At 63.2% G+C, this 21,518-nt stretch carries 17 protein-coding genes; 13 read left to right on the top strand and 4 right to left on the bottom strand.

The window, feature by feature from the left end; genetic code table 11:
- Window position 1: 1 nt before the first annotated feature.
- The gene (locus tag KY495_RS21400) at window positions 2–982 is read right to left on the bottom strand and encodes a LysR family transcriptional regulator (RefSeq protein ID WP_219881306.1); all 981 of its coding nucleotides are present in this window, start codon (window positions 980–982) and stop codon (window positions 2–4) included.
- Window positions 983–1,075: 93 nt separating this feature from the next.
- Here KY495_RS21400 and KY495_RS21395 point away from each other — a divergent pair, with 93 nt between their 5' ends.
- Complete coding sequence (locus tag KY495_RS21395) at window positions 1,076–2,005, top strand: sodium-dependent bicarbonate transport family permease (RefSeq protein ID WP_219881305.1); 930 nt, start codon at window positions 1,076–1,078, stop codon at window positions 2,003–2,005.
- 1 nt (window position 2,006) lies between these two features.
- Here KY495_RS21395 and nhaR read toward each other — a convergent pair whose 3' ends face one another.
- Entirely contained in the window at window positions 2,007–2,906 is a 900-nt protein-coding gene (gene nhaR / locus KY495_RS21390; RefSeq protein WP_219881304.1) for a transcriptional activator NhaR, read from the bottom strand.
- 111 nt (window positions 2,907–3,017) lie between these two features.
- On the opposite strand from nhaR, the gene KY495_RS21385 reads away from it, so the two are divergent.
- The 5 genes from KY495_RS21385 (at window position 3,018) to KY495_RS21365 (ending at window position 9,879) form a co-directional block, all read left to right on the top strand.
- Window positions 3,018–3,419, top strand: a complete 402-nt coding sequence (locus KY495_RS21385; protein WP_219881303.1) for an HPF/RaiA family ribosome-associated protein — start codon at window positions 3,018–3,020, stop codon at window positions 3,417–3,419.
- A gap of 26 nt (window positions 3,420–3,445) precedes the next feature.
- Complete coding sequence (locus KY495_RS21380) at window positions 3,446–4,408, top strand: TerC family protein (RefSeq protein ID WP_307728215.1); 963 nt, start codon at window positions 3,446–3,448, stop codon at window positions 4,406–4,408.
- A gap of 68 nt (window positions 4,409–4,476) precedes the next feature.
- Window positions 4,477–4,896, top strand: coding sequence for a TerB family tellurite resistance protein (locus tag KY495_RS21375; protein ID WP_219881302.1), 420 nt, complete (start codon window positions 4,477–4,479; stop codon window positions 4,894–4,896).
- A gap of 139 nt (window positions 4,897–5,035) precedes the next feature.
- The gene (locus KY495_RS21370; RefSeq protein WP_219881301.1) at window positions 5,036–6,643 is read left to right on the top strand and encodes an RICIN domain-containing protein; all 1,608 of its coding nucleotides are present in this window, start codon (window positions 5,036–5,038) and stop codon (window positions 6,641–6,643) included.
- A 125-nt stretch (window positions 6,644–6,768) separates the two neighbouring features.
- Window positions 6,769–9,879 carry a CHASE domain-containing protein gene (locus KY495_RS21365; RefSeq protein ID WP_219881300.1) on the top strand — a complete coding sequence of 1,037 codons (3,111 nt, stop codon included), beginning with the start codon at window positions 6,769–6,771 and terminating at the stop codon, window positions 9,877–9,879.
- 737 nt (window positions 9,880–10,616) lie between these two features.
- Here KY495_RS21365 and KY495_RS21360 read toward each other — a convergent pair.
- Window positions 10,617–11,063 (bottom strand): DUF2244 domain-containing protein, encoded by a 447-nt coding sequence (locus KY495_RS21360; protein ID WP_267876161.1) that lies wholly within the window; start codon window positions 11,061–11,063, stop codon window positions 10,617–10,619.
- A gap of 342 nt (window positions 11,064–11,405) precedes the next feature.
- On the opposite strand from KY495_RS21360, the gene KY495_RS21355 reads away from it, so the two are divergent.
- From KY495_RS21355 to KY495_RS21325, 7 genes are all read left to right on the top strand, one after another.
- On the top strand, window positions 11,406–12,671 hold the full coding sequence (locus KY495_RS21355) for an Hsp70 family protein (protein WP_219881298.1): 1,266 nt from the start codon (window positions 11,406–11,408) through the stop codon (window positions 12,669–12,671).
- 9 nt (window positions 12,672–12,680) lie between these two features.
- Window positions 12,681–13,325 (top strand): PolC-type DNA polymerase III, encoded by a 645-nt coding sequence (locus KY495_RS21350; RefSeq protein ID WP_219881297.1) that lies wholly within the window; start codon window positions 12,681–12,683, stop codon window positions 13,323–13,325.
- 21 nt (window positions 13,326–13,346) lie between these two features.
- Window positions 13,347–13,694 carry a hypothetical protein gene (locus KY495_RS21345; RefSeq protein WP_219881296.1) on the top strand — a complete coding sequence of 116 codons (348 nt, stop codon included), beginning with the start codon at window positions 13,347–13,349 and terminating at the stop codon, window positions 13,692–13,694.
- A 90-nt stretch (window positions 13,695–13,784) separates the two neighbouring features.
- Window positions 13,785–15,794, top strand: coding sequence for a TonB-dependent receptor (locus tag KY495_RS21340; RefSeq protein ID WP_219881295.1), 2,010 nt, complete (start codon window positions 13,785–13,787; stop codon window positions 15,792–15,794).
- Window positions 15,795–16,042: 248 nt separating this feature from the next.
- Window positions 16,043–17,449, top strand: coding sequence for a tetratricopeptide repeat protein (locus KY495_RS21335; RefSeq protein ID WP_219881294.1), 1,407 nt, complete (start codon window positions 16,043–16,045; stop codon window positions 17,447–17,449).
- Window positions 17,450–17,793: 344 nt separating this feature from the next.
- Window positions 17,794–19,959, top strand: coding sequence for a prolyl oligopeptidase family protein (locus tag KY495_RS21330; protein WP_219881293.1), 2,166 nt, complete (start codon window positions 17,794–17,796; stop codon window positions 19,957–19,959).
- A 178-nt stretch (window positions 19,960–20,137) separates the two neighbouring features.
- Window positions 20,138–20,875: a hypothetical protein gene (locus KY495_RS21325; protein ID WP_219881292.1), complete on the top strand. Its 738-nt coding sequence runs from the start codon at window positions 20,138–20,140 to the stop codon at window positions 20,873–20,875.
- Here the strand turns inward: KY495_RS21325 and KY495_RS21320 are convergent.
- Window positions 20,872–21,447 (bottom strand): helix-turn-helix domain-containing protein, encoded by a 576-nt coding sequence (locus KY495_RS21320; protein WP_219881291.1) that lies wholly within the window; start codon window positions 21,445–21,447, stop codon window positions 20,872–20,874. The two genes, KY495_RS21325 and KY495_RS21320, sit on opposite strands and share 4 nt — an antisense overlap.
- Between the last annotated feature and the right edge of the window lie 71 nt (window positions 21,448–21,518).

Genomic DNA, 21,518 nt, shown 5'->3' with positions numbered 1-21,518 from the left:
TTCATGAATTTGCCATGTCCGGCCGGCCGGCGCGCGCGTAATGCTTGACCAGGGAAGCGATGTCGGGCACCACCAGTGCCGGGTCCACGCACTCGGCCAGATGGGCCGCCATGAAGGCAATGAACTGCATGGCCGCATGGGGCAGGCGGCGGTCGCGCCGGCTCACGAGATACCAGTTGCTTTCCATGGGAAAACCATCGACAGACAGGATGGCCACCGCATCGCGGCCTTCCTGCAAGGTGTGGGCGGAAATGAGCGCCAGCCCCAGCCCGGAAGCGGTGCTGAGCCGGATCGCTTCATTGCTTTCGATTTGCATGGTGTCACCCAGTTCCATGCCGCGTGCCGTGAGCCAGGCCTCGAACATCATGCGGGTGGCCGAGCCGGGCTCGCGAATGAGAAAGCGTTCGTGCTTGATGTCGGCAAACGATAGCCGCTGACGGCCGGCAGCCCAGTGATCGAGCGGCGCAATGATTTGCAGGGGATTTTTCACGATGCGCGTGGCCTGCACTTCGCTGCCGCTGGGCGGGTGGCTGAACACGTACAGGTCGTCGTCCTGGCGTGCAAATCGCTCAAGGATGGTGGCCCGGTTGCCAATGCTGAGGGTCACGCCAATGTCGGGGAAATGCTTGTAGAAGGGCCCCAGGATGCGGGGCAGCACGTACTTGGCCGTGGTGACGATGCCGATGTTGATGTGGCCAGCGCTGCCGCCGTGCAAGCGTTGCAGAAATAGATTGAAGTCGTCGAAGCGGCCCAGCACGTCGCCTGCCGCCAGGTACAGCTCTTTGCCCACATCGGTCAGTGCCAGTGTCCCGTTGCGGTTGTCGAACAAGGGTTCCCCCACGGCCTCGCGCAGCTTCTTGAGCTGCAAGGAGACAGTGGGCTGGGTCAGGTGCATGTCGCGGGCGGTGGCAGAAATATTGCCCGTGCCGGCGACGTGCATGAATACCTGCAGCAGGCGAAAGCTCAGATGGCGGATGTTCATTGATGATCGTCTATGGGGAGAAGCTACAGTCTTTATTGGCGACTATACCCAAATTTGCCGACAATGGCGAACTCGCCTCATGACACGCCATCCATGCCTGATATTGTTATCGCCTTTTTCGCCCTCGGCCTGGGCGCCGGCCTTCTCAAGTCTGACCTGAAGGTTCCCGATCCCGTCTATCAGACCCTGTCCATCTTGCTGATGCTCATTCTCGGCCTCAAGGGCGGGCAGGCGCTGCACGGCAAATTTGCACTGCCCATGCTGTCCACGCTGCTGCCCATCATGGCGCTGGGCATACTCATCCCCGTGCTGTGCTATCCGGTCTTGCGCAAGCTGGTGCGGCTCAATGTCGATGATGCCACCAGCATGGCCGCGCACTACGGCTCGGTCAGCGCCGGCACCTTTGCGGTGGTGCTGACCATGGTGGAAAAGTCGGGCATCCCGCTCACTGCCGAAACCACGCTGTATCTGGTGATCCTGGAGCTGCCCGCCATTATCCTGATGCTGTGGCTGCACCGAAAAATGACCGGCACCACGTCCGGACACAGCGTCCTGCATGAAGCCCTGACCAGCCGCGGCGTAATGCTGCTTGGCGGTGGCGTGCTGATCGGCTACCTGTATGGGCCGGTGGGACTGGCACCCTTGCAGCCGGTGCTGCTGGACGGCTTCAAGACCATGCTAGCCGTGTTTTTACTGGAAATGGGCCTGTGCACGGCCAAGGTATGCTTTCCCCTGCCACTGCAGCACTGGCGGCTGATGGTGTTCGCGGCCGTCTCGCCCTTTATCCTGGCGTGGATCGGCATTGGCGCCGCGCTGGCGCTCGACTTGCCGGAAGGCAGTGCCCTGGTGCTGGCGGCGCTGACGGCGTCGGCATCCTACATTGCGGCGCCGGCAGCGGTACAGGCATCGATCCCGCAGGCCAACATCGGCCTGGCCATGCTGGCGGCCCTTGGCATTACCTTTCCCGTCAATGTCCTGATCGGCTTGCCCGTGTTTGAACACTGGGTGCGCCTGGTGTACTGAATCAGACAAACAGCCGGTCGCGCGCCATCTTGCTGATGGCGACCGTGGCCGGGTGGCTGAGGCGCCTTTCCGTGGTAATCGCATAAACCTGTTCCACCAGCGAGGCCACCTGTCCCAGAGCCACCACGCGGTATTGGTCGCATACCTGGGCGGCGATCACGGTGGGGGCAAAGAATACGCCGGCGCCGGACTGGCCAAACGCTTTCATCATGGCGCTGTCATCAAATTCGCCCACCACCTTCGGGTAGACCTGGTGCTTCTCCAGCCACTGGAGCACGCGCTGGTGGATGGCGAAGTCTTCGCCGGGCAGCAGCATCGGCGCCCCATTCAGGCACTGGGGAAAACCGGGCGCCAGCGTTTCGGCCAGGCCGGCCGTGGCAAACACCGTCATGCCGCTTTCGCCCAGCAAGTGGTTGTAGCCGCGCACACTCAGGTGGCTGGGCATGGGCCGGTCTGCAATGATGAGGTCGAGCCGGTGCACGGCCAGATCGGCCACCAGGCTGGCGAGGCGGCCTTCACGGCAGACCAGCTTGACAGGTTCATCGAGCCGCAGTGCCGGCTCCACAAGGCGGCAGGCAATCAGTTTCGAGACCGAGTCGGCGCAGCCCACGCGGTAGGTGATGGTCGTCTTCAGGCTGCTGTCACGCACGACCTCCAGCAATTCGTCACCGGTACTGAAAATATCTTCGGCATAACTGAGGATGCGTCTGCCCGTGTCCGTCAATTCCAGGTTGCGTCCCACGCGCCGGAACAACTCCACCCCCAGTGTATCGGCGAATTCGCTCAGCTGGCCAGAGATGGATTGGGGTGTCAAGTGCAGCTGGGTGGCCGCCTTGGCGATGCTGCCGGTCTTGGCCACCATCCAGAAGTAGCGCAGGTGCTTGAAATTGAGGGTGGACAAAATGGCCTCCTGATGCATCGAAATTTTCGATGTTAGTTCAAATTATATTCGAATTGTACGATGTCTGGCCGGGCCCTATGATGGCTCCACTAACCCAACAGGAGAAAGAACATGCGTCTCACCATTCAGGCTAACGGATTCGTACTGACTGAAGCATTGCGCGCCTACACCGAACAGCGGCTGAGCATGGCCCTGGGGTGGGCAGGCGAGCACATGCACAAGCTGGCGGTGTCACTGTCCGACATCAATGGCCCCCGCGGCGGCATCGACAAACGCTGCAAGATCCAGGTCCAGCTCGGTGGCGGTGCAGAGGTCGTCATCGAAGACACGGAAGCGGATTTGTACGTTGCCATCGACCGCGCTGCCTCCCGGGCAGACCGCGCCGTGGTGCGGCGGGTGGAAAGGCGGCGCGTCTTCAGCCATACCCGCGCGGCGGGCACTGCTGCGGGGCCTGACGCGGACCTTACCGGACATCGTGCCAAGCCGGACCGCAGTACCATGGAACATGGCTGACAGATTTCGTTAACAGGGAGAACTGAATGAATGGTTTGGAAACGATTGCAAGCGGCCCCATGTGGGCAGGCTTTATCGCCTTTGTGCTGCTGATGCTGGCGCTCGACTTGTTTGTCTTCGGCGGCAACAAGGCCCACAAGGTCAGCGTCAAGGAGGCAGGCATCTGGTCGCTCGTGTGGGTCAGCCTGGCACTGCTGTTTAATGGTGGCTTGTGGTGGTACTTGAACGGCACCGTCGGTCCCGAGATTGCAGACCAGAAGGCGCTGGAATTTTTCTCCGGCTACCTGATTGAAAAGACGCTGTCGGTTGACAACGTGTTTGTCTTCCTGCTCATCTTTACCGCATTCCAGGTGCCGCAGCAATACCAGAGGAGGGTGCTGATCTACGGCGTGCTCGGTGCCATCATCATGCGCGCCATCATGATCGGTGCCGGTGCCTGGGTCGTCAGCGAATTTAGCTGGGTGCTGTACATCTTTGGCGCATTCCTGCTCTTTACCGGCATGCGCATGCTGGTGGCGGCCGATGAAGAACCGGATGTGGCCAACAATCCTGTGCTCAAGTTTGCACGGCGTCACCTGCGGGTGGCGGAGGGTGAGCACGGCGAAAAGTTTTTTGTCACGAAGAATGGCCTGCGTTACGTGACACCCCTGTTCCTGGTGCTGCTGCTGATCGAGGTAACCGACCTGGTGTTCGCGGTCGATTCGATCCCGGCGATTTTCGCGATCACGACCGATCCGTTCATCGTCTTCACCTCGAACCTGTTCGCCATCCTGGGCTTGCGGGCGCTGTACTTCCTGCTGGTGGATGTGGCTGACCGCTTCCATCTGCTCAAGTATGGCCTGGCAATGGTGCTCACCTTCATCGGCGCCAAGATGCTGATCATGCCCTGGTATCACGTGCCGGTGCAGGCTTCGCTGACCGTGGTGGCGGTGCTGATTACGGCAAGCTGCGTGGCCAGTCTGTTCGTTACCCGTAACAAGGGCAAGTAAGTGCAAGAGGTCCGGCCTGCCGGACCTCTCCGCCGCCAACCCATACATACTTTTTAAGGAATATTCACATGCGTTCGTACACTGTCGACAGCCCGGAAGCTGCCGGCCGCCTGCTTGCCCTGACCATGGTTTCGGACGGCAACCTGGCCCCGAGCGAAGTGGCGGCCCTGCAGCACTCCCGCATCCTGCACCATGTCGCACTCGACGACCAGCAGTTCCAGCACTTGCTGCAGGAGCTGTGCCAGGACATGCTGGCCACCACCTCGCGCCATGGGGTGATCAACCTGGAACCGGAACTGATTGACCGGCTGTTGCTGGAAATTGGCGATCCGATCTTGCGCAGCCGCTTGCTGCGGGCCATGTGGGACATTGCCGACGCCGATGGCTGGCTGGCCGATGCAGAAGCAATACTGCTCAGCCGGGCCAGCGTGGTGTGGGGCATGGATACCCACTTTGCCGCCACGGCGGGGCGCAGCACCATCGTTTGAATCGGCAGGGCGCGGGGCGCCCGCCCTCGCGCCGCGGTCGCTGATATCAATATGGCTATCAATCGCGAAGAAAATATTATCAATAAGGCTATTGCGCTCTGCTATTCTCGGATGCTGATCCATTCACCGGGAATTTGCAATGCGCGCTGCCACCTCGATTTTTGCTGTTATTCTCCGGCCCGGCGCCGTGCGCGCCGGTGCCGCCCTGGCCCTGGCAGCGGGGCTGTCGCTGCCCGCTCCGGCAGCCATCGCGGCCAATTGCACGGCTGACGTCATCGACGGCCAGCTTTACACCATCGCCAGCGTCGAGTCACGCAAGGTGCTCGACATTGAAGCCGGGTCCGTGCAGGCCGGCGCGCCGGTGCAGCTATGGGGAAATGGCGGGTCGCCCAACCAGCAGTTTTATGTCCGCAGCCTGGGCAATGGTTACTGGACGATTCAGGGCCGCCAGAGTGCCATGCTGCTTGACGTTGCCGGACAATCGCTGCAGGAAGGCGGCCGCATCGTCCAGTGGCCCGCCACGGGCGGCAGCAACCAGCAATGGCTGCTGAAGAAGTCGACCACAGGCGGCTATAACGTGGTGGCGCGCCACTCCGGCAAGTCGCTCAGCGTGGCCGACAGCAACAGCGGCTCGCGCGTGTACCAGGCCAGCGACAAGGCCAGCCTGCTGCAGCGCTGGTTCTTCAATCCGGTGTCGGGCAGCTGCGGTGGGCGGCCTGACGGCTTTGCGGCGCAGTCGGGGCCGGACGGCTTGAGCACCACCACCGGCGGCGGCAGCGCCACGCCGGTGACGGTGGGCAGCTGCAGCGCGCTGGCCAGTGCCCTGCAATCTGCTTCGCCGGCCGTGATCCAGGTGGCGGCCGGCGCCACCATCGACTGCCGTACGGCTGCGCGCAGCCAGAGTGCCTGCGCCATCAGCTGCCCCAGTTACCAGGACCCGGGCAAGACGTTTTACCGCGTTCCTGTGGGCACCCAGACCTGCAAGCAGCTGGGCAGTGCGACCGATGCGCGCCATGCCCGCACGCGCAATGAAACGACGATCAAGGTCGCATCCAACAAGACGCTGGTGGGTTTATCTAGCGGTTCGCGCATTATTGGCGCCTCCTTCAACCTGGGCAACGCGAGAAACGTGATCATCCGTAACCTGGCGATCGAGCACGTCAACCCCGGGCTGATCGAAGCCGGCGACGGCATCACACTCAATCAGTCGAGTCATGTCTGGATCGACCACGTGCGCTTCAGCATGATCAGCGATGGCCATGTCGATATTCAAAACAGCAAGAATGTCACGCTGAGCTGGAATCGTTTTGACGGGCTCAACCCGGCCGTGTGTGGTGGCAAGCACCACTACACGAATGCCATCGCCGACTCCCAGGTCACGCTGCACCATAATTTCTGGAACAAGCCTTCCGGGCGCAACCCCAAGCTCGACGGCGCTGCGACCCGTGTGCATCTTTACAACAATTACTGGCTCGATGTCACGTATTTCGCCATCAATGCGAATAACGGCGCCCAGGCCCGGATCGACGGAAACTTTTTTGCCAATACGGTGCGGCCGCACTGGGCCGAAGCCGGCGGCATGCTCGATGCAAACCTGGCATCGAATCGGTATACCGGCGTATCGGCAAGCGACCCGTACAGGCACACGGGCGCGCGCGCCCTGGCCGATGTGGCCATGTATGCCTACCGGCTCGACCCGGTGGACAAGCTGCCGGCCCAGGTAGGAGCGGGTGCCGGGCCACGCTGAGGCGACGCTCTGGCGTGACGATCTCCGTGCACTGTCCCCGTGCGCAAAGCGGGCACGGCGGCAAAGTGGCGCCGGACCTTGCCAGCTTGTCAGATAATGCCATCTGGAATCAACCATGAGTGGCTATGACATCAGTTTCATCGGACCATCCGGACCTGGCAGCAGCCGGCAGCGGGGCGCGCGGCGCGCCGGTACGCGGCGTGCGCGGCGCGCTGGTCCTGGCTGTCGTGATGAGCGGCGTGGCCCTGGCTGCCACGGCGTCCTTCTGGCAGCTCGCCAGCACTGAGCTGGCGCGCAGCAGCAGCCTCGAATTCGACTTCCAGACGCGCCAGACCGTGCGCCGCATTGCGGAACGGATGAATACCTATGAACAGGTGCAGCGCAGTACCCAGGCCTTTCTGCTGGGGTCCATGGACGTGCGGCGCGATGATTTTCACTTGTTTGTCGACAGCCTGAAACTGGCCGAACTCTATCCCGGAATCCAGGGCATCGCGCTGGTGGAACTGATTGCGCCCGAACGGCTGGAAGCGCACGTGCGCGACCGCCAGCGCGACGATCCCGGCTACCGGGTCCATCCGCTGGGCGAGCGCCCCGTGTATTCCTCGATCACCCATATTTCGCCGTATTCGGGCCTGAACATCCGCGCCCCCGGCTACGACATGCTGACCAACCCCACCCGGCGCGTGGCGATGGAACGGGCGCGCGACAGTGGCCAGGCCGCCGCCTCGGGCAAGGTGCGCCTGATCCAGGAAGACGGACGGGACGAACAGGCCGGGCTGGTCATGTATTTGCCCGTGTACAGGCGCGGCGCGGTGCTGCAGACGCTGGCACAGCGGCGCGCGCAGCATATTGGCTGGGTCGGTGCCCCGTTCCGCATGAATGACCTGATGGCCGGCCTGGGCGGCGAGCGCTCCGGCGACCTGACCCTGGCCATCTATGACGGGGCCGGTATTGATCCGGCGCAGCAGCTGTATCAATCGGCCGGGCCGGCCGGCCCGGGGCGCAGTGCCCGCTTCCGGACGGTGCAGACGGTATCGATTGCGGGCCGTCCCTGGACGCTGGAAATGGCTTCCACGCCCGTATTCGAACAGCGCCTGCACTCCAACAAGCCGGTGTTGGTCGCCATTATCGGCACGGCAGCCAGCATCCTGCTGGGCATGCTGGTATGGGCACTGGCCAGCGGGCGGCGCCAGGCCCTGCAGCTGGCGGCGCGGGCCACTGACAAATTGCGCGCCAGTGAATTTCGCTGGAAGTACGCGCTCGAAGGGGCGGGCGACGGCGTGTGGGACTGGGACCGCCCCAGCGGCACGGTCGTCTATTCGCGGCGCTGGAAGGAAATGCTCGGCTACCAGGCCCATGAAATCGACGAAACCCTGCAAGCCTTCCAGGACCTGATCCACCCGGACGACCTGGCCACCATCCAGGCAGCCCTGGCAAGCTACACCGACAGCACCGACCAGCATTACGCCGTCGAATTCCGCCTGCGCTGCAAGGATGGCAGCTGGAAGTGGATCCTGGCCCGCGGCATGGCAGTGACCCGCGACAGCGCCGGCAAGCCGCTGCGCACGATCGGCACCCACACCGACATCAGCCGCTCCAAGGCCGACGAGGCGGCACTGCGCCATGCAAACGCCATGCTGGCGTCGGAACAGCAGCGCGTAAAGCTCATGTTTGAAAATTCGCACGACGCCTTCATTGCCGTGTCGCCCCAGGGGCGGGTGACGGACTGGAGTGCAAAGGCCGAGCGCATGCTGGGCTGGCCGGCGCAGCAGGCAATCGGCGCCGACCTGGCCGAACTGATCATCCCGGCGCCCCTGCGCGAGGCCCACAACGCCGGCTTCAGGCGCTTTGTGCAAAGCGGGCAGGGGCAGCTGCTGCGCAATGTCGTGGAAGTGGAAGCGGTCCACCGCGATGGGCACCTGGTACCGGTGGAACTGGCCATTGCCGGCTTTCCCGACCTGCAAGGTTATGCGGTAAGTGCCTTTGTGCGCGATATTTCCGAGCGCAAGCAGGCGCAGCGGCTCGAAGCGGAACGTACGCGCGACCTCGAAGAAGCGCGCACGGCGCTGCAGCATGCGCAAAAGCTGGAAGCGGTGGGCAAGCTGACGGGCGGCGTTGCGCACGACTTCAACAATGTCCTGCATGTCATTGGCGGCAACCTGCAGCTGCTGAAAATGTCGCTGAGCGGCGAAGAGCGGCTCTTGCAGCGCCTGGCCAGCATGCAATCGGCCGTCGACAAGGGCGCCAAACTGTCGTCCCAGCTGCTGTCGTTTGCGCGCCGCCAGCCGCTGCAGCCGACCGTGGTCAATCTGCGCGACGTGGTCCAGGGCCTGGACGGCTTGCTGCGCCCGGCGCTGGGCGAACAATACCATTTGCGTTTCCAGGTCGACCCGGGTTTGGGCAATACGCTGGTCGACGTCGGGCAGCTCGAAAATGTGATCCTCAATCTCGTCATCAATGCGCGCGACGCCATGCCGAACGGCGGGCCGGTCACCATCAGCCTGGCCAACCATGTAGTGGAGGAAGCGGGCGGGGCACTGCGCGAAGGCAGCTACGTGCGGCTGGCTGTCACTGATACCGGGACCGGCATGGATGAGCACGTGAAGGCCCTGGCATTCGAGCCCTTCTTTACCACCAAACCGGTGGGCAAGGGCACGGGTCTGGGTTTGAGCATGACCTATGGTTTCGTCAAGCAAAGCGGCGGCCACATTGAGATTGACAGTGCGCCGGGGGCCGGGACCACGGTTGCGCTATTTTTCCCCCGTTCGGACGAAGCGGCCACGCCCGCTGTCGAGGCGGGGAGTGCTGCCACTGAGGGCGGCCATGAGATCATCCTGGTGGTGGAAGACGATACGGAAGTGCGCAGCACCGCCGTGACCATGCTCAGCGGCTTTGGCTATCACATCCTGGCGGCAGAAGATGGCGAATCCGGCCTGCGCCTGCTGCGTGGACAGGCGCGGGTAGACATGCTGTTTACCGATGTGGTCATGCCCGGCCCGGTGTCGAGTACGGAATTGGCGCGCGAGGCGGTGGCCCGCTTCCCCCATATTGCGGTGCTGTACACGTCCGGCTATACGCGCGACGCCCTGTGTACGGACGGGCGGCTGGCGGCCGGCGTGCACCTGCTGGGCAAGCCATACCGTTCGGAGCAGCTTGCGGCGCGGGTGCGCAGCGTGCTGGATTTGTCGCGCCGGGGCAGCATTCAGGCGGGCGAGGGCGGAAACGCGATCCCGTAGGCCAGGCAGCCGCCAGCCCCTGAAAGATTTCCCCCAGCCAGGGTCAGACCACTTAAACGCGCTTAAATCAATTTCCTAATTTCAGGGTCAGACCACTTAAACCACACAAATGAAACTTTCGAAATTGTATTCATCGTGACAGGGTCTGGGCCGTGCATTCGTCGGCGCCAATCACGAATGACGGCCGTGATCGCAGTACGGATACAGCCAGTTTTCCGTCACAATTCGATCAATTGTTTGTCATTCACACGGAAGTATGTCGCAGTGGCATTCTCCATCTGTACGATGGGTAAGTTTATGATCGCCTGCACAAGAAAATACCAACGGACGCCTAAAAATATTGCCTGTGCCGCGAATTAGTGGTCTGACCCTGGATTTAGGAAATTGATTTTGGATCGTTTAAGTGGTCTGACCCCGGGGTTTGATGGGGCGGGGGCGGCGATGTAACAATTGGCTCGTGCGGCAGCCATAGCTTGCTAGTGCTATACCTTGTATAGGCGCGTCATAAAGTGGAATCAGGAACAGTGGGTGGGCCGCGCCGGGCCCGAGCAGGCCAAGGCCCGTTACAGCGCTGGTGTGACGTTCGCTGACGACCAGCTTTTCAGGCAATCGATGCCGCTTTGCCAATGTACTACCCGGATTTCATGTGCATGATGCCGGCAACCATGAATCTACCTGGGTTTCCAGGGACACACCGCAAAACCGCTCGGGCGGACGTGCCGACGGGTAGTCCACCACTACGAATACAGCCCGCGCGGCAAGCTGGCTTTCAGTTCGCGCGCCACGGCCCGCCGCGCCGTTTCTGACACGTAGCTCCCCAGTTCGATCTTGACGCCGCGTGACTCCAATGCGATCAGCTGGCGTCGCCGGTCCGGGACAACAATCCGGGTGCGGTGCGGGTCGAGGATGAAGTGCTCCACCTGGCCTGCATGGGTGCGCTCGATGCGCAGACAGCTGTCACTGAGGCATACACGCTCCTGATCCAGTGCATGGCGGGCGTAGTACAACAGCGCCGCCACGACAACGGTGATTTCCAGTAGCGCGAACGCGAACACGATCCAGATCCCCTGCATGGCGAAGGCAAGGCTCACGCCCAGCACGCCGGTGCACAGCATGCCATACGCCTTGGCCACTTGCCGGGGCGTCATGGAGCAATTGCGTTTCAGGAGCCATTCATGTTGCATGGTTGCGCGTGGATGCCTGCAGTTTAATGATGGGGGGCTTGTTCAAAAATGTGAAAGGGTGCAGCACTCGTACAGCCCATTACAGCCCCTTGTCACCATCCAGATCCTGGCCGCCCTGGATGTTCGGTACGACTGTGAACAGCCAGTATACCTGCGTTGGCCAAAACGGCGCGGCACCCACGCTGGTAGGGGGCCGCAAGACCGTACACGGTTGGCAGGCGGCGGCAGATTGATCCCACTCAAACCAGATTGCCACCCTGGGAACCTTGTGCGAGTACGCCACAAGATAGCCGGGCCCGCCTGGTTTCTGATAAAATACCGCCCCTCACTACGAAGGCTTACATGGCACAGGCTTGCGGCGTCGACTTCGGCACGTCAAACTCCACGGTTGGTTATATTGATTCGCGCGCCACCGGCGCCGTGGGTTCGTCCCTGCTCGCGCTGGAAGACGGCAAGGCGACTCTGCCGTCGGTTGTGTTCTTCAATGCCGATGACGATGAAGTGAGCTACGGTCGCGCCGCGCTGGCCGGCTATCTGGCAGGTTACGAGGGGCGCCTGATGCGCTCGCTCAAGAGCCTGCTCGGCACCAGCCTGATCGATGGCCAGACCGAGGTGGCGGGGCGTTCGCTGCCGTTTCGCCTGCTGCTGCAGCAGTTCATTGGCGAAGTCAAGCGGCGTGCCGAGCGCCAGGCCGGGCAGGAGTTTTCATGCGCTGTCTTCGGCCGCCCCGTGTTTTTTATCGACGACAGCGCTGCGGCCGATAAGCTGGCCGAAGATACCCTGGCCGGGATCGCCCATGCGGTCGGCTTCAAGGAGGTGTCCTTCCAGTTCGAGCCGATTGCCGCCGCGTTTGACTACGAGTCTCAGATCGCGCGCGAAGAACTGGTCTTGATCGCCGACATTGGCGGCGGTACCTCGGACTTTTCCCTGGTCAGGCTGTCTCCCGACAGGGCGGCCAGGGCCGAGCGGCGCGACGATATCCTGGCCACCGGCGGCGTCCACATCGGCGGTACCGACTTTGACAAGTACCTGAGCCTGACGTCGGTCATGCCGCTACTCGGTTACCAGACGTTGATGAATAATGACAGCGCGATCCCGTCGGGTTATTACTTCAACCTGGCCACCTGGCACACCATCAACCAGGCCTACACCAAAAAGACCTGGACCCAGCTGGCCGACGTGGTGCGCGACGCGCGCGAACCGGCCAAGCTTGGCCGTCTGCAGCGCCTGATCGAAGCGCGTGAAGGCCATTGGCTGGCGATGAAGGTGGAAGAAGCCAAGATCGCGCTGTCGGACGCTGATGCCATCGAGCTCATGCTCGACCGCCTGAGCCCTCCGGAAACCCTCACCATTGCCCGTCCCGCGTTCGAGCACGCGATCGGCCATCTGGTGGACCAGATTGACCAGACGGTACTCAAGCTGCTGGCCGACGCGGGCGTGGGGCGGGGCGGCGTCGATACGGTGTTTTTTACGGGCGGATCAAGCGGGGTGGGCATGCTGCGCGAGCGCATTGGCGCGCTGCTGCCCAATGCGCGCAAGGTCGAAGGCGACCTGTTCGGCAGTATCGGGGCCGGCCTCGCACTCGACGCCGTGCGCAAATACGGCTAGGAGGCCTGCGTGTTCGAAAAACCGATTGTCATGCTCGACTTTGAAACAACCGGTCTGTCGCCCGTGATGGGCGATCGCATCACCGAGGTCGCCGCCCTGCGCATTGTCGACGGCGTGGTGCGCGAGCGCTATGTGTCTTTGATTAATTGCAACGCGCGCATTCCCTATTTCATCACCCAGCTGACGGGTATCTCGCAGGACATGGTGGACAATGCGCCGCCCGTATCGCGGGTGGTGCCCGAGCTGCTCGACTTCATCGGGAGCGACACCTTGTCCGCCCATAACGCCAGCTTCGATGAAAAATTCCTGAAGGCCGAAGCGGCTCGCCTGTCCCTGTCGCCCCGCCACGCAAGCCTTGTGTGTTCGCTCAAGCTGTCGCGCCGGGTGTTTCCCGGCATGTCCAGCTACAAGCTGGGGCTGCTGTCGGGCCAGCTGGGAATTGCCTTCCGTAGCGCCGCCCACCGCGCCGAGTCCGATGCGGAAGTGGCGGCGCAAGTGCTGATCCACATCGGCCGCCACCTGGGGACCACCTATACCCTGGGCAGGCCGGTCACGCCCGATTTGCTATTGTCGCTCAATAAATTGAGCGCAGCCAAAGTCCCGGCCTTCCTGCAGAAATATGCGGAAACAAATAATGCGACACAGGAAAGCTAATCGCTTTACAATATTCGCACCATGACCCGCCACGCCCTGTTCCGTGTTTTGCTGTCGCTGCTGTTGCTGGCCTCCCAGCACATGGCCACTGCACACGTGCTGTCGCACTGGAGCGGGTCGATCGAGCGCAGCGCCCAGGCCCACAGCGGCAGCGAATCTGCGGCGCCCGGGTCGGCCACGGCGCTGGCCCTTGACCAGAGCTGCCACCAGTGCCTCGCCTTTGCCCAGCTCGGCGGCCCGCTTGCCACCCCGTATTTTGCCTTCCCCCTGCCCGCATGCGGGTCCCTGCCTGTGTTCGGTGCCGAAGTCGCTGCCGCTCACGCGCGCACCATCCTCGCCTTTCATTCCCGCGGTCCGCCTCACGCCTGACAGCTTGTTCCCTTGATCTGATCAACCCTCCGGCCAGCGCCGGCGTGTTGCATTTGCCTGTTCCTGTCAGTTTTGTTTTGAGGTTATTACATGAATTTCCAGCGTACCGTTTTTACCAGCGCCATCCTGTCGGCGCTGTCGACCCTTGCCGTGGCCCAGACCACCGCGTCCACCGAGTCTGACGTCGTTCCCAGGATCGTGGTCACTGCCACGCCGTTTGGCCAGACGGAAACCGACCAGATCCTGGCCCCGGCCAAGATCCTGGCCGGCGACGAGCTGCGCGACAAGCTGGGCGCCACCCTCGGTGAAACGCTGTCGCAGGAACTGGGCGTATCGGCTTCGGCCTTCGGCGCCGGTGCCTCGCGCCCCATCATCCGCGGCCTGGAAGGCACGCGCGTGAAAATGCTGGAAAATGGCATGGCGGTGTCGGATGTGTCCGGTCTGTCCAATGACCATGCCGTCTCGGCCGATGGCGCCACCGCGCGCCAGATTGAAATCCTGCGCGGTCCGGCCGCGCTGCTGTATGGCTCCGGCGCCATTGGCGGCCTGGTCAACGTGGTCAACGAGCGCATCCCCAATGCCCTGGAAGGCGGCATCGGCGGCCAGGCTGAAGTGCGCTACAGCACGGTCGACAAGGGCCGCAATGGCTCGGCCTCGGTCGATGGCTCGGTGGGCAATATCGGCTTTCATGTCGATGGCAATGTGCGCCGTACCGATGACTACAAGATCCCCGGCGAGCGCATCTTAGGCGGGGACACGGGCGGGGACATGGGCGCTGAGCGGCGCCTGCCGCGCTCCTTTATCGAACAGGACACGGCCGGGGCCGGTGCCTCCGTGGTCGGTGCCTGGGGCCACGCCGGCGCGTCCGTGTCGGTGCTCGACCAGTTCTATGGCATTCCCAGCCTGGAAGGGGCGCGCATTGACATGTCGCAGACCCGCTATGACACCGATGTCCTGTTCAAGTCGCCTATGTCGACCCTGGAAGCGGTGCATTTCAAGCTGGGCTACACCGACTACCATCACGAAGAAATCAACGACGAAGACGAACCGGAAATCCGCTACGAAAACCGGGCGCTCGAGTCGCGCCTGGAAGCGACCCACAAGCCTGTTGCCGGATGGCACGGCACCTTTGGCGTGCAGACCGAGCATGCCAATTTTTCGGGCAAGGCCACCGAAGGGGGGCCAGACACAGTGCCGGTCACCCGTTCCACGTCGGTAGCCGTCTTCCTGGTCGAAGAACGCAACTTCGGCGTAGTGCGCCTGAACGCCGGTGTACGCGGAGAAAACGTGAAGCGCCGCCCGGAAACGGGACCGGAGCGCGACTTCAGCCTGGCCTCGTACTCCGTGGGCGCCATGGTTCCGCTCGCGCCCGGCTACAGCGCCGGCGCCACGGTGTCGGTGGCCCAGCGTGCCCCGACCACCGAGGAGCTGTATTCGGCCGGCCCGCATGAAGCGACCGAAACCTTCGACATCGGCAACAGCGCTTTTCGCAAGGAGACGTCGCGCAATCTGGAACTGACGGCGCAAAAGACGACCGGCCTGGTGCAATGGAAGGGCAACCTGTTCTACAACCAGGTCAAGGATTTCATTTACGGAAATATCAACGGCAATCTGCTGGACGAAGAAGGCAACCCCGGCGACGAACTGCGCGAACGCATCTTCGAGCAGGCCGATGCCACCATCCGGGGCGCCGAAGCCGAGCTGACCTACAATGCCTCCGGCATGGGCGTCACCGGGCGCCTGTTCGCCGACACCTCGCGCGGCAAGCTCGACAACGGCGGCAACCTGCCGCTGCAGGCTGCCACCCGGGTCGGGGCCGACCTTGGCTACCGCACGGCGCGCCTGCGCACCGGCCTGTCGGTCATGCGCGCGCTGCGCCAGGACCGCCTGGCCACGTTCGAGGAAGAAGCCACTCCCGGCTACACCCAGGTCAACGCCAACCTGTCCTACACCCAGCCCTTTGGCGGTCAGGATGTGACGTGGTTCGTGCTGGCCAAGAACCTGCTGAACGAGGATATCCGCCTGTCGACTTCGGTACTGAAGTCGATCACGCCGCTGCCGGGACGCAGCCTCGTGTTTGGTGCGCGCACCAAGTTCTGAGCCGGATCGCCCTTGTAAAACTTTTCCAGCCACACACAAACCCCGCCGGCGCCAGCGTCCGCGGGGTTTTTTCTTGCGCCCGCACGGTGACAATCTGATAGGACGATTGTGATCAGTCAAACGGCACACGCCTTGCTCCATTAAACTTTTAGCAATACTTCCAGGCCGCTTCGCCTGTTGCCGGTCCCGCCCCACGCCATCGACGCCTTTTTTCCTGCACGATCACGGCTTCGCGCCGGAGGATAAGCATGAACCGCCAGAATACATCGCGCGAGAACTATCAGACATACGTGTGGTTCCGCCAGGCAGCTGAGCGCGGAGACGCTTACGCCCAGTTCAACCTCGGGCTCATGTACAAGAAAGGCGACTGCATCGAACGCGATTATGTGCACGCCTTCAAGTGGCTGCGCCAGGCGGCCTTGCAGGGACTGGCGTTCGCGCAGAACCACCTGGGGGCGCTGTACTACAACGGGCGCGGCGTGTGCCGCAGCGACGTCGAGGCTGCTTACTGGTTCCGCCATGCGGCCGAACAGGGCGATCCCTCGGCCCAGCAAAACCTGGGGCAGATGTACAAGAAGGGCCGCGGCCTGGAACAGAGTCACGAGCTGGCCCTGGCCTGGTTTTACCGCGCGGCCGAGCAGGGTTCGCCCAGCGCCCAGACCTTGCTGGCCGAATGCTATCTCACCGGGCATGGCGCGCCGGTCAATTATCCGCTGGCCATGGCCTGGTTCCGCAAGGCGGCAGTGCAGGGCGATGCGCCGGCCCAGCTGGCATTGGGGCTGATGTACAAGCGCGGGCAGGGCGTTGACGCCAGCGATTCCCAGGCCCTGTGCTGGTTCCGCCAGGCCGCAGCCCAGGGCAATGCGGCGGCCCAGCGCCAGCTGGGCATTGCCTATGCGGAAGGCGCGGGCGTGCGCACCGATGCCTTGCGCGCGCTGGCCTGGCTGCAGCGCGCCGCCGAGCAGGGCGATCGCGATGCCCAGTTCAGCCTCGGTGTCATGCTGGCCAACGGCCAGGGCGTGGACAAGGATGAAGCGCGCGCACTGTCATGGTATCTGCGCGCGGCCGAACAGCAGCACGTCATGGCCCAGTACAACCTGGGCAGCATGTATGCCAACGGGCGCGGCGTGGCGCGCGACGAGCTGCGCGCGCTGGAATGGTACCGCCGCGCGGCCGAACAGGGCGCGCCCAACGCCCAGTTCAACCTGGGCGTCATCTACGCCACCGGCCAGGGGGTGCCCAGGGACGAAGCGAAGGCGGCGCGCTGGTACCGTATCGCCGCCGAACAGGGCGACGCCAGCGCCCAGAACAACCTGGGCGTCATGTATGCCAACGGCCAAGGATTGCCCCAGGACGATGCGATGGCCGTATTCTGGTACGCCCAGGCAGCCGAGCAGGGCCATGCCCTGGCCCAGTACAATCTCGGCGGCATGTACGGCAGCGGGCGCGGCGTGCCGCGCGATGCGGTCCGCTCCTACATGTGGATGCTGCTGGCAGCGGAGGCGGGGGACGAAACGGCTGGCGCCAACAAGAGCATCGTGGCGCGCCGCCTCACCCCCACCGAAATCGGCTGCGCCCTCGACATGTCGCGCCAGTGGCAGCTGAGCCACCAGGCCGCTGCGGGTCCTGTGTCCAACAGGCCCGCCACGGATTAGGCAAATTTCTTTCGGAACTATCCTTCACGGGCCGCAGCAGGCTGTCAGGCGCAAGGAGCCTTCTTCTGCGCCGCCCGATGAAACTGCAGCGCGGGCTCGCCGCCGGGCCAGCCGTCCCGAAAACCAGCGGGATCGGGCAGCGCAGAAATTCTGCCCCTGGTCTGCGTGAGCCAGAGCGGCACCCGCATCACCCTTCCTGTCAATACCGGGTCCGCCCCGGCGTAGCCCTGCTGGCCGCTGGGGCCGATTCACGCTATCATCTGGCTCGGCATCTTGCCAGCACCGGCACGCCGCGATCCGGCTGCCGTCCTCGATTGTTTACAGACAAAGACGGAAAAACTCCTATGCAGATGAAGCTCGTCCCCCTGGTTGCCAGCCTGCTCGCCGCGCTTGGCGCGAACGCGATGGCGCAAACCTGTCCCGCCACCGGCCCCGAACTGACCTACCCGGTCACCAAGACCGTGGCGCAGCAGGATGTCTATCACGGCACCAGCATCGCCGACCCGTACCGCTGGCTGGAAGACGCCAACAGCGCCGAAACCCAGGCCTGGGTCGAGGCCCAGAACAAGGTCACCCAGAGCTACCTGGGCCAGATCCCCGAGCGCGAAGCGATCAAGGCGCGCCTGACCAAGCTGTGGAATTTCGAGCGCTACGGCGTGCCATACAAGGAAAGCGGCCGCTATTTCTACAGCCGCAACGACGGCCTGCAGAACCAGTCGGTCCTGTACACCATGAAGTCGCTGTCGGACACGCCGCGCGTGCTGCTCGACCCGAACACCCTGGCCGCCGACGGCACCGTGGCCCTGTCGGGCACCTCCGTCAGCCCGGACGGCAAATACCTGGCCTATGGCACCGCAGCTTCCGGCTCCGACTGGAACGAATGGAAGGTGCGCGACATCGATACCGGCAAGGACCTGGAAGACCACATCAAGTGGGTCAAGTTCTCAGGCACGTCCTGGACCCCGGACGGCAAGGGCTTCTTCTACAGCCGCTACGACGAACCGAAGGAATCGGAAAAGCTCTCGGGCGTGACCTATTTCCAGAAGGTCTTCTATCACAAGATCGGCACCCCGCAAAGCGCCGACACGCTGGTGTATGACCGTCCGGACGAAAAGGAATGGGGCTTTAGCGCCAAGGTGACGGACGACGGCAAGTACCTGCTCATTACGGCCACCAAGGGCACCGCCCCCAAGTACCGCATATTCTATAAAGACCTGACCAAGCCGGACGCCAAGGTCTTGCCGCTGATCGACCAGTTCGAGGCGGCCTACGACTTCATCGACAATGACGGTCCCGTTTTCTACTTCAAGACCGACCGCAAGGCTGCCCGCTCGCGCGTGGTGGCGATTGACACCCGCAAGCCTGCAGAAGCGAACTGGAAGCAGATCATTCCGGAATCGGCCCAGACGCTGGCCAATGTCAGCCTGCTCAACAACCAGTTCGTGGCCGAGTACCTGGCCGATGCGCGCAGCATGGTCAAGGTGTTCGACTTGAAGGGCAAGATGGTACGGGAGGTGAAACTGCCCGGCATCGGTTCGGCCGGCGGCTTTTACGGCAAGCGCGATGACCGCGAAACCTTTTATTCGTACACCAGCTTTACCACTCCGACCACGATCTATCGCCTCGACCTGAAAACCGGCGCCAGCACCGTGTTCCGCAAGCCGAAGGTGGACTTCGATCCATCCCAGTACGAGACGCGCCAGCAGTTCTACACCAGCCGTGACGGTACCAGGGTGCCAATGTTCATCGTGTCCAAGAAGGGCATCAAGATGGACGGCTCCAACCCGACCTACCTGTATGGCTACGGCGGCTTCAATGTCTCGCTGACCCCTGGCTTTTCGACCGCCAACGTGGCGTGGATGGAGATGGGCGGCGTCTACGTGGTGGCCAACCTGCGCGGCGGCGGCGAATACGGCGAAGCGTGGCACGCTGCAGGCACCAAGCTGCAAAAGCAAAACGTGTTCGACGACTTTATTGGCGCGGCCGAATGGCTGGTGGCCAACAAGGTGACCTCGCCGTCCAAGCTTGCCATCGGCGGCGGCAGCAATGGCGGCCTGCTGGTGGGTGCGGCCATGACCCAGCGTCCGGAACTGTTCGGCGCGGCCATTCCCCAGGTGGGCGTGCTCGATATGCTGCGCTTCCACAAATTTACCATCGGCTGGGCATGGACCTCCGACTACGGTTCGGCCGACAATCCGGAAGAGTTCAAGGCGCTCGTCAAGTACTCGCCACTGCATAACCTGAAGAAGGGTTCCTGCTATCCGGCCACCATGATCACCACCGCCGATCATGATGACCGCGTGGTGCCTGCGCACAGCTTCAAGTTTGCCGCCGCTGCCCAGGCAGCCCAGGCAGCGGGTGGCGCGCCGATCCTGATCCGCATCGACGTCAAGGCTGGCCACGGTGCCGGCAAGCCGACAGCCAAGGTGATCGAAGAGGCGGCAGACCGCTGGGGTTTCCTGAGCCGCGCGCTGGGGATGAGCCAGCCGGCCAAGGTAGCGAGCAAGTAAGCAGTCACCAGTGTTCCAGCGCCGCCCACGAGGCGGCGTTTTCATTGGCGCGCGCTGGCCGGCCCGGTGGGTATTACAATCCGGTACGTGAGGTGGCCGTTTAAGGCACCAGAGGCAGGGTGATTTGATCTGGCGCCTGGCGGGGGCACACTGGGCTCCCTTTCACGAAGAGACTGCTATGAACTCTACCCAAGCACGGCCCCGCGTGGCGCCTTTCGTCGCCCTGGCGCTCATGGCGGCGCTGGTCCTGTCCGGCCCCATCGCCCAGCCGCACGACTACCATGCCTTTGCCGACCAGCGCGCGCTGTTCGGGATCGCGCGGGGTGCCGATGTACTGTCCAATTTCGGCTTCCTGCTGGTGGCGGCCTATGGATTGGTGGCCCTGCGCCGCGGTTCGGCAGCCGATCCCGCCCGCCCCGCGTACGCGGTGTTTTTCGCGGCCATCGGCCTGACGGCCATCGGCTCCGGCTGGTATCACCTGGCGCCCGACGATGCGCGCTTGCTGTGGGACCGGATGCCGATCGCCGTTGCCTGCGCCGCACTGCTGGCCGCCACCATGCGCGACGCCTGTCGCGGCGCCGCGGCCGCGATGGCCTTGCCGGCGCTGGTCGCCTTTGGCATCGGCAGTGTGCTGTGGTGGTCGTGGACGGGCGACTTGCGCTACTACCTGCTGATCCAGGGCGCGCCGCTGGTCTTGATTCCCGTGCTGCAGTGGCAGGCGCGCGCGCCCATGGCCCAGCGCACCGCCTTTTTCATCGCCATTGTGCTGTACGTGTGGGCCAAGCTGTTCGAGGTGGCCGACCACGCCGTGCTCGACGCGCTCGATGTGATGAGCGGGCACACCATCAAGCATGTGCTGGCCACGCTGGCAGCCTTTGTCCTGGCACGCCAGTTCGCGCGCCGCAGCCGCGCCTAGCGGTGTACCACCACCAGCAGGGCCCTGGCCTCGGTCTTGCCGATGTTGCGCAGCACATGGTTCTGGTCGGCCGGGTAGCGCGCCGTGGCGCCCAGCTTGAGTTTTTTCTTTTCCATGCCCACTTCCACCTCGATGGCGCCCTGGATCACGGTCATGTGCTCGCTGGTGCCGGGATCGTGCGCCTGCGAGGCCAGTTCGCCGCCTGGCGCCAGCGTCAGTTCATACCATTCGTATTTGCCGGCCATTTCCATCGGCCCCAGGATGCGCAGGGTGTAGCCGGCATGGGCGCCTGGCAGGGTAGGGGTCTCGTGCGCCTCCAGCACCCGGATCGTTTCCGCCACCCGCGTCTCCGACGACAGCAATTCGCCGATGGCCACGCCCAGCGCGTTGGCCAGGCGCCACGTGATGGCGATCGTCGGGTTTGCCTTCTCCCTTTCGATCTGGGATAACATCGATTTCGACACCCCTGCAATGCGCGACAGGTCTTCCAGCGTCAGCCCGCGCGCCAGGCGCAGCCTTTGCAGCGTGGCGCCGACTTCTGGAGGAGAATTGGTGGACAGGGCTGTGTTCATGATATTTCAGTAAAGTTGATCGAAATTAAGCCAACGTCATGCTTGCCAAGTTCAACAGCCTTGGGTAATAT

Source organism: Massilia sp. PAMC28688, assembly GCF_019443445.1.
Lineage (GTDB): Bacteria > Pseudomonadota > Gammaproteobacteria > Burkholderiales > Burkholderiaceae_D > Telluria_A.
The sequence above is the reverse complement of the archived record's forward strand: the minus strand, read 5'-3'. Positions and strand labels throughout refer to the sequence as shown.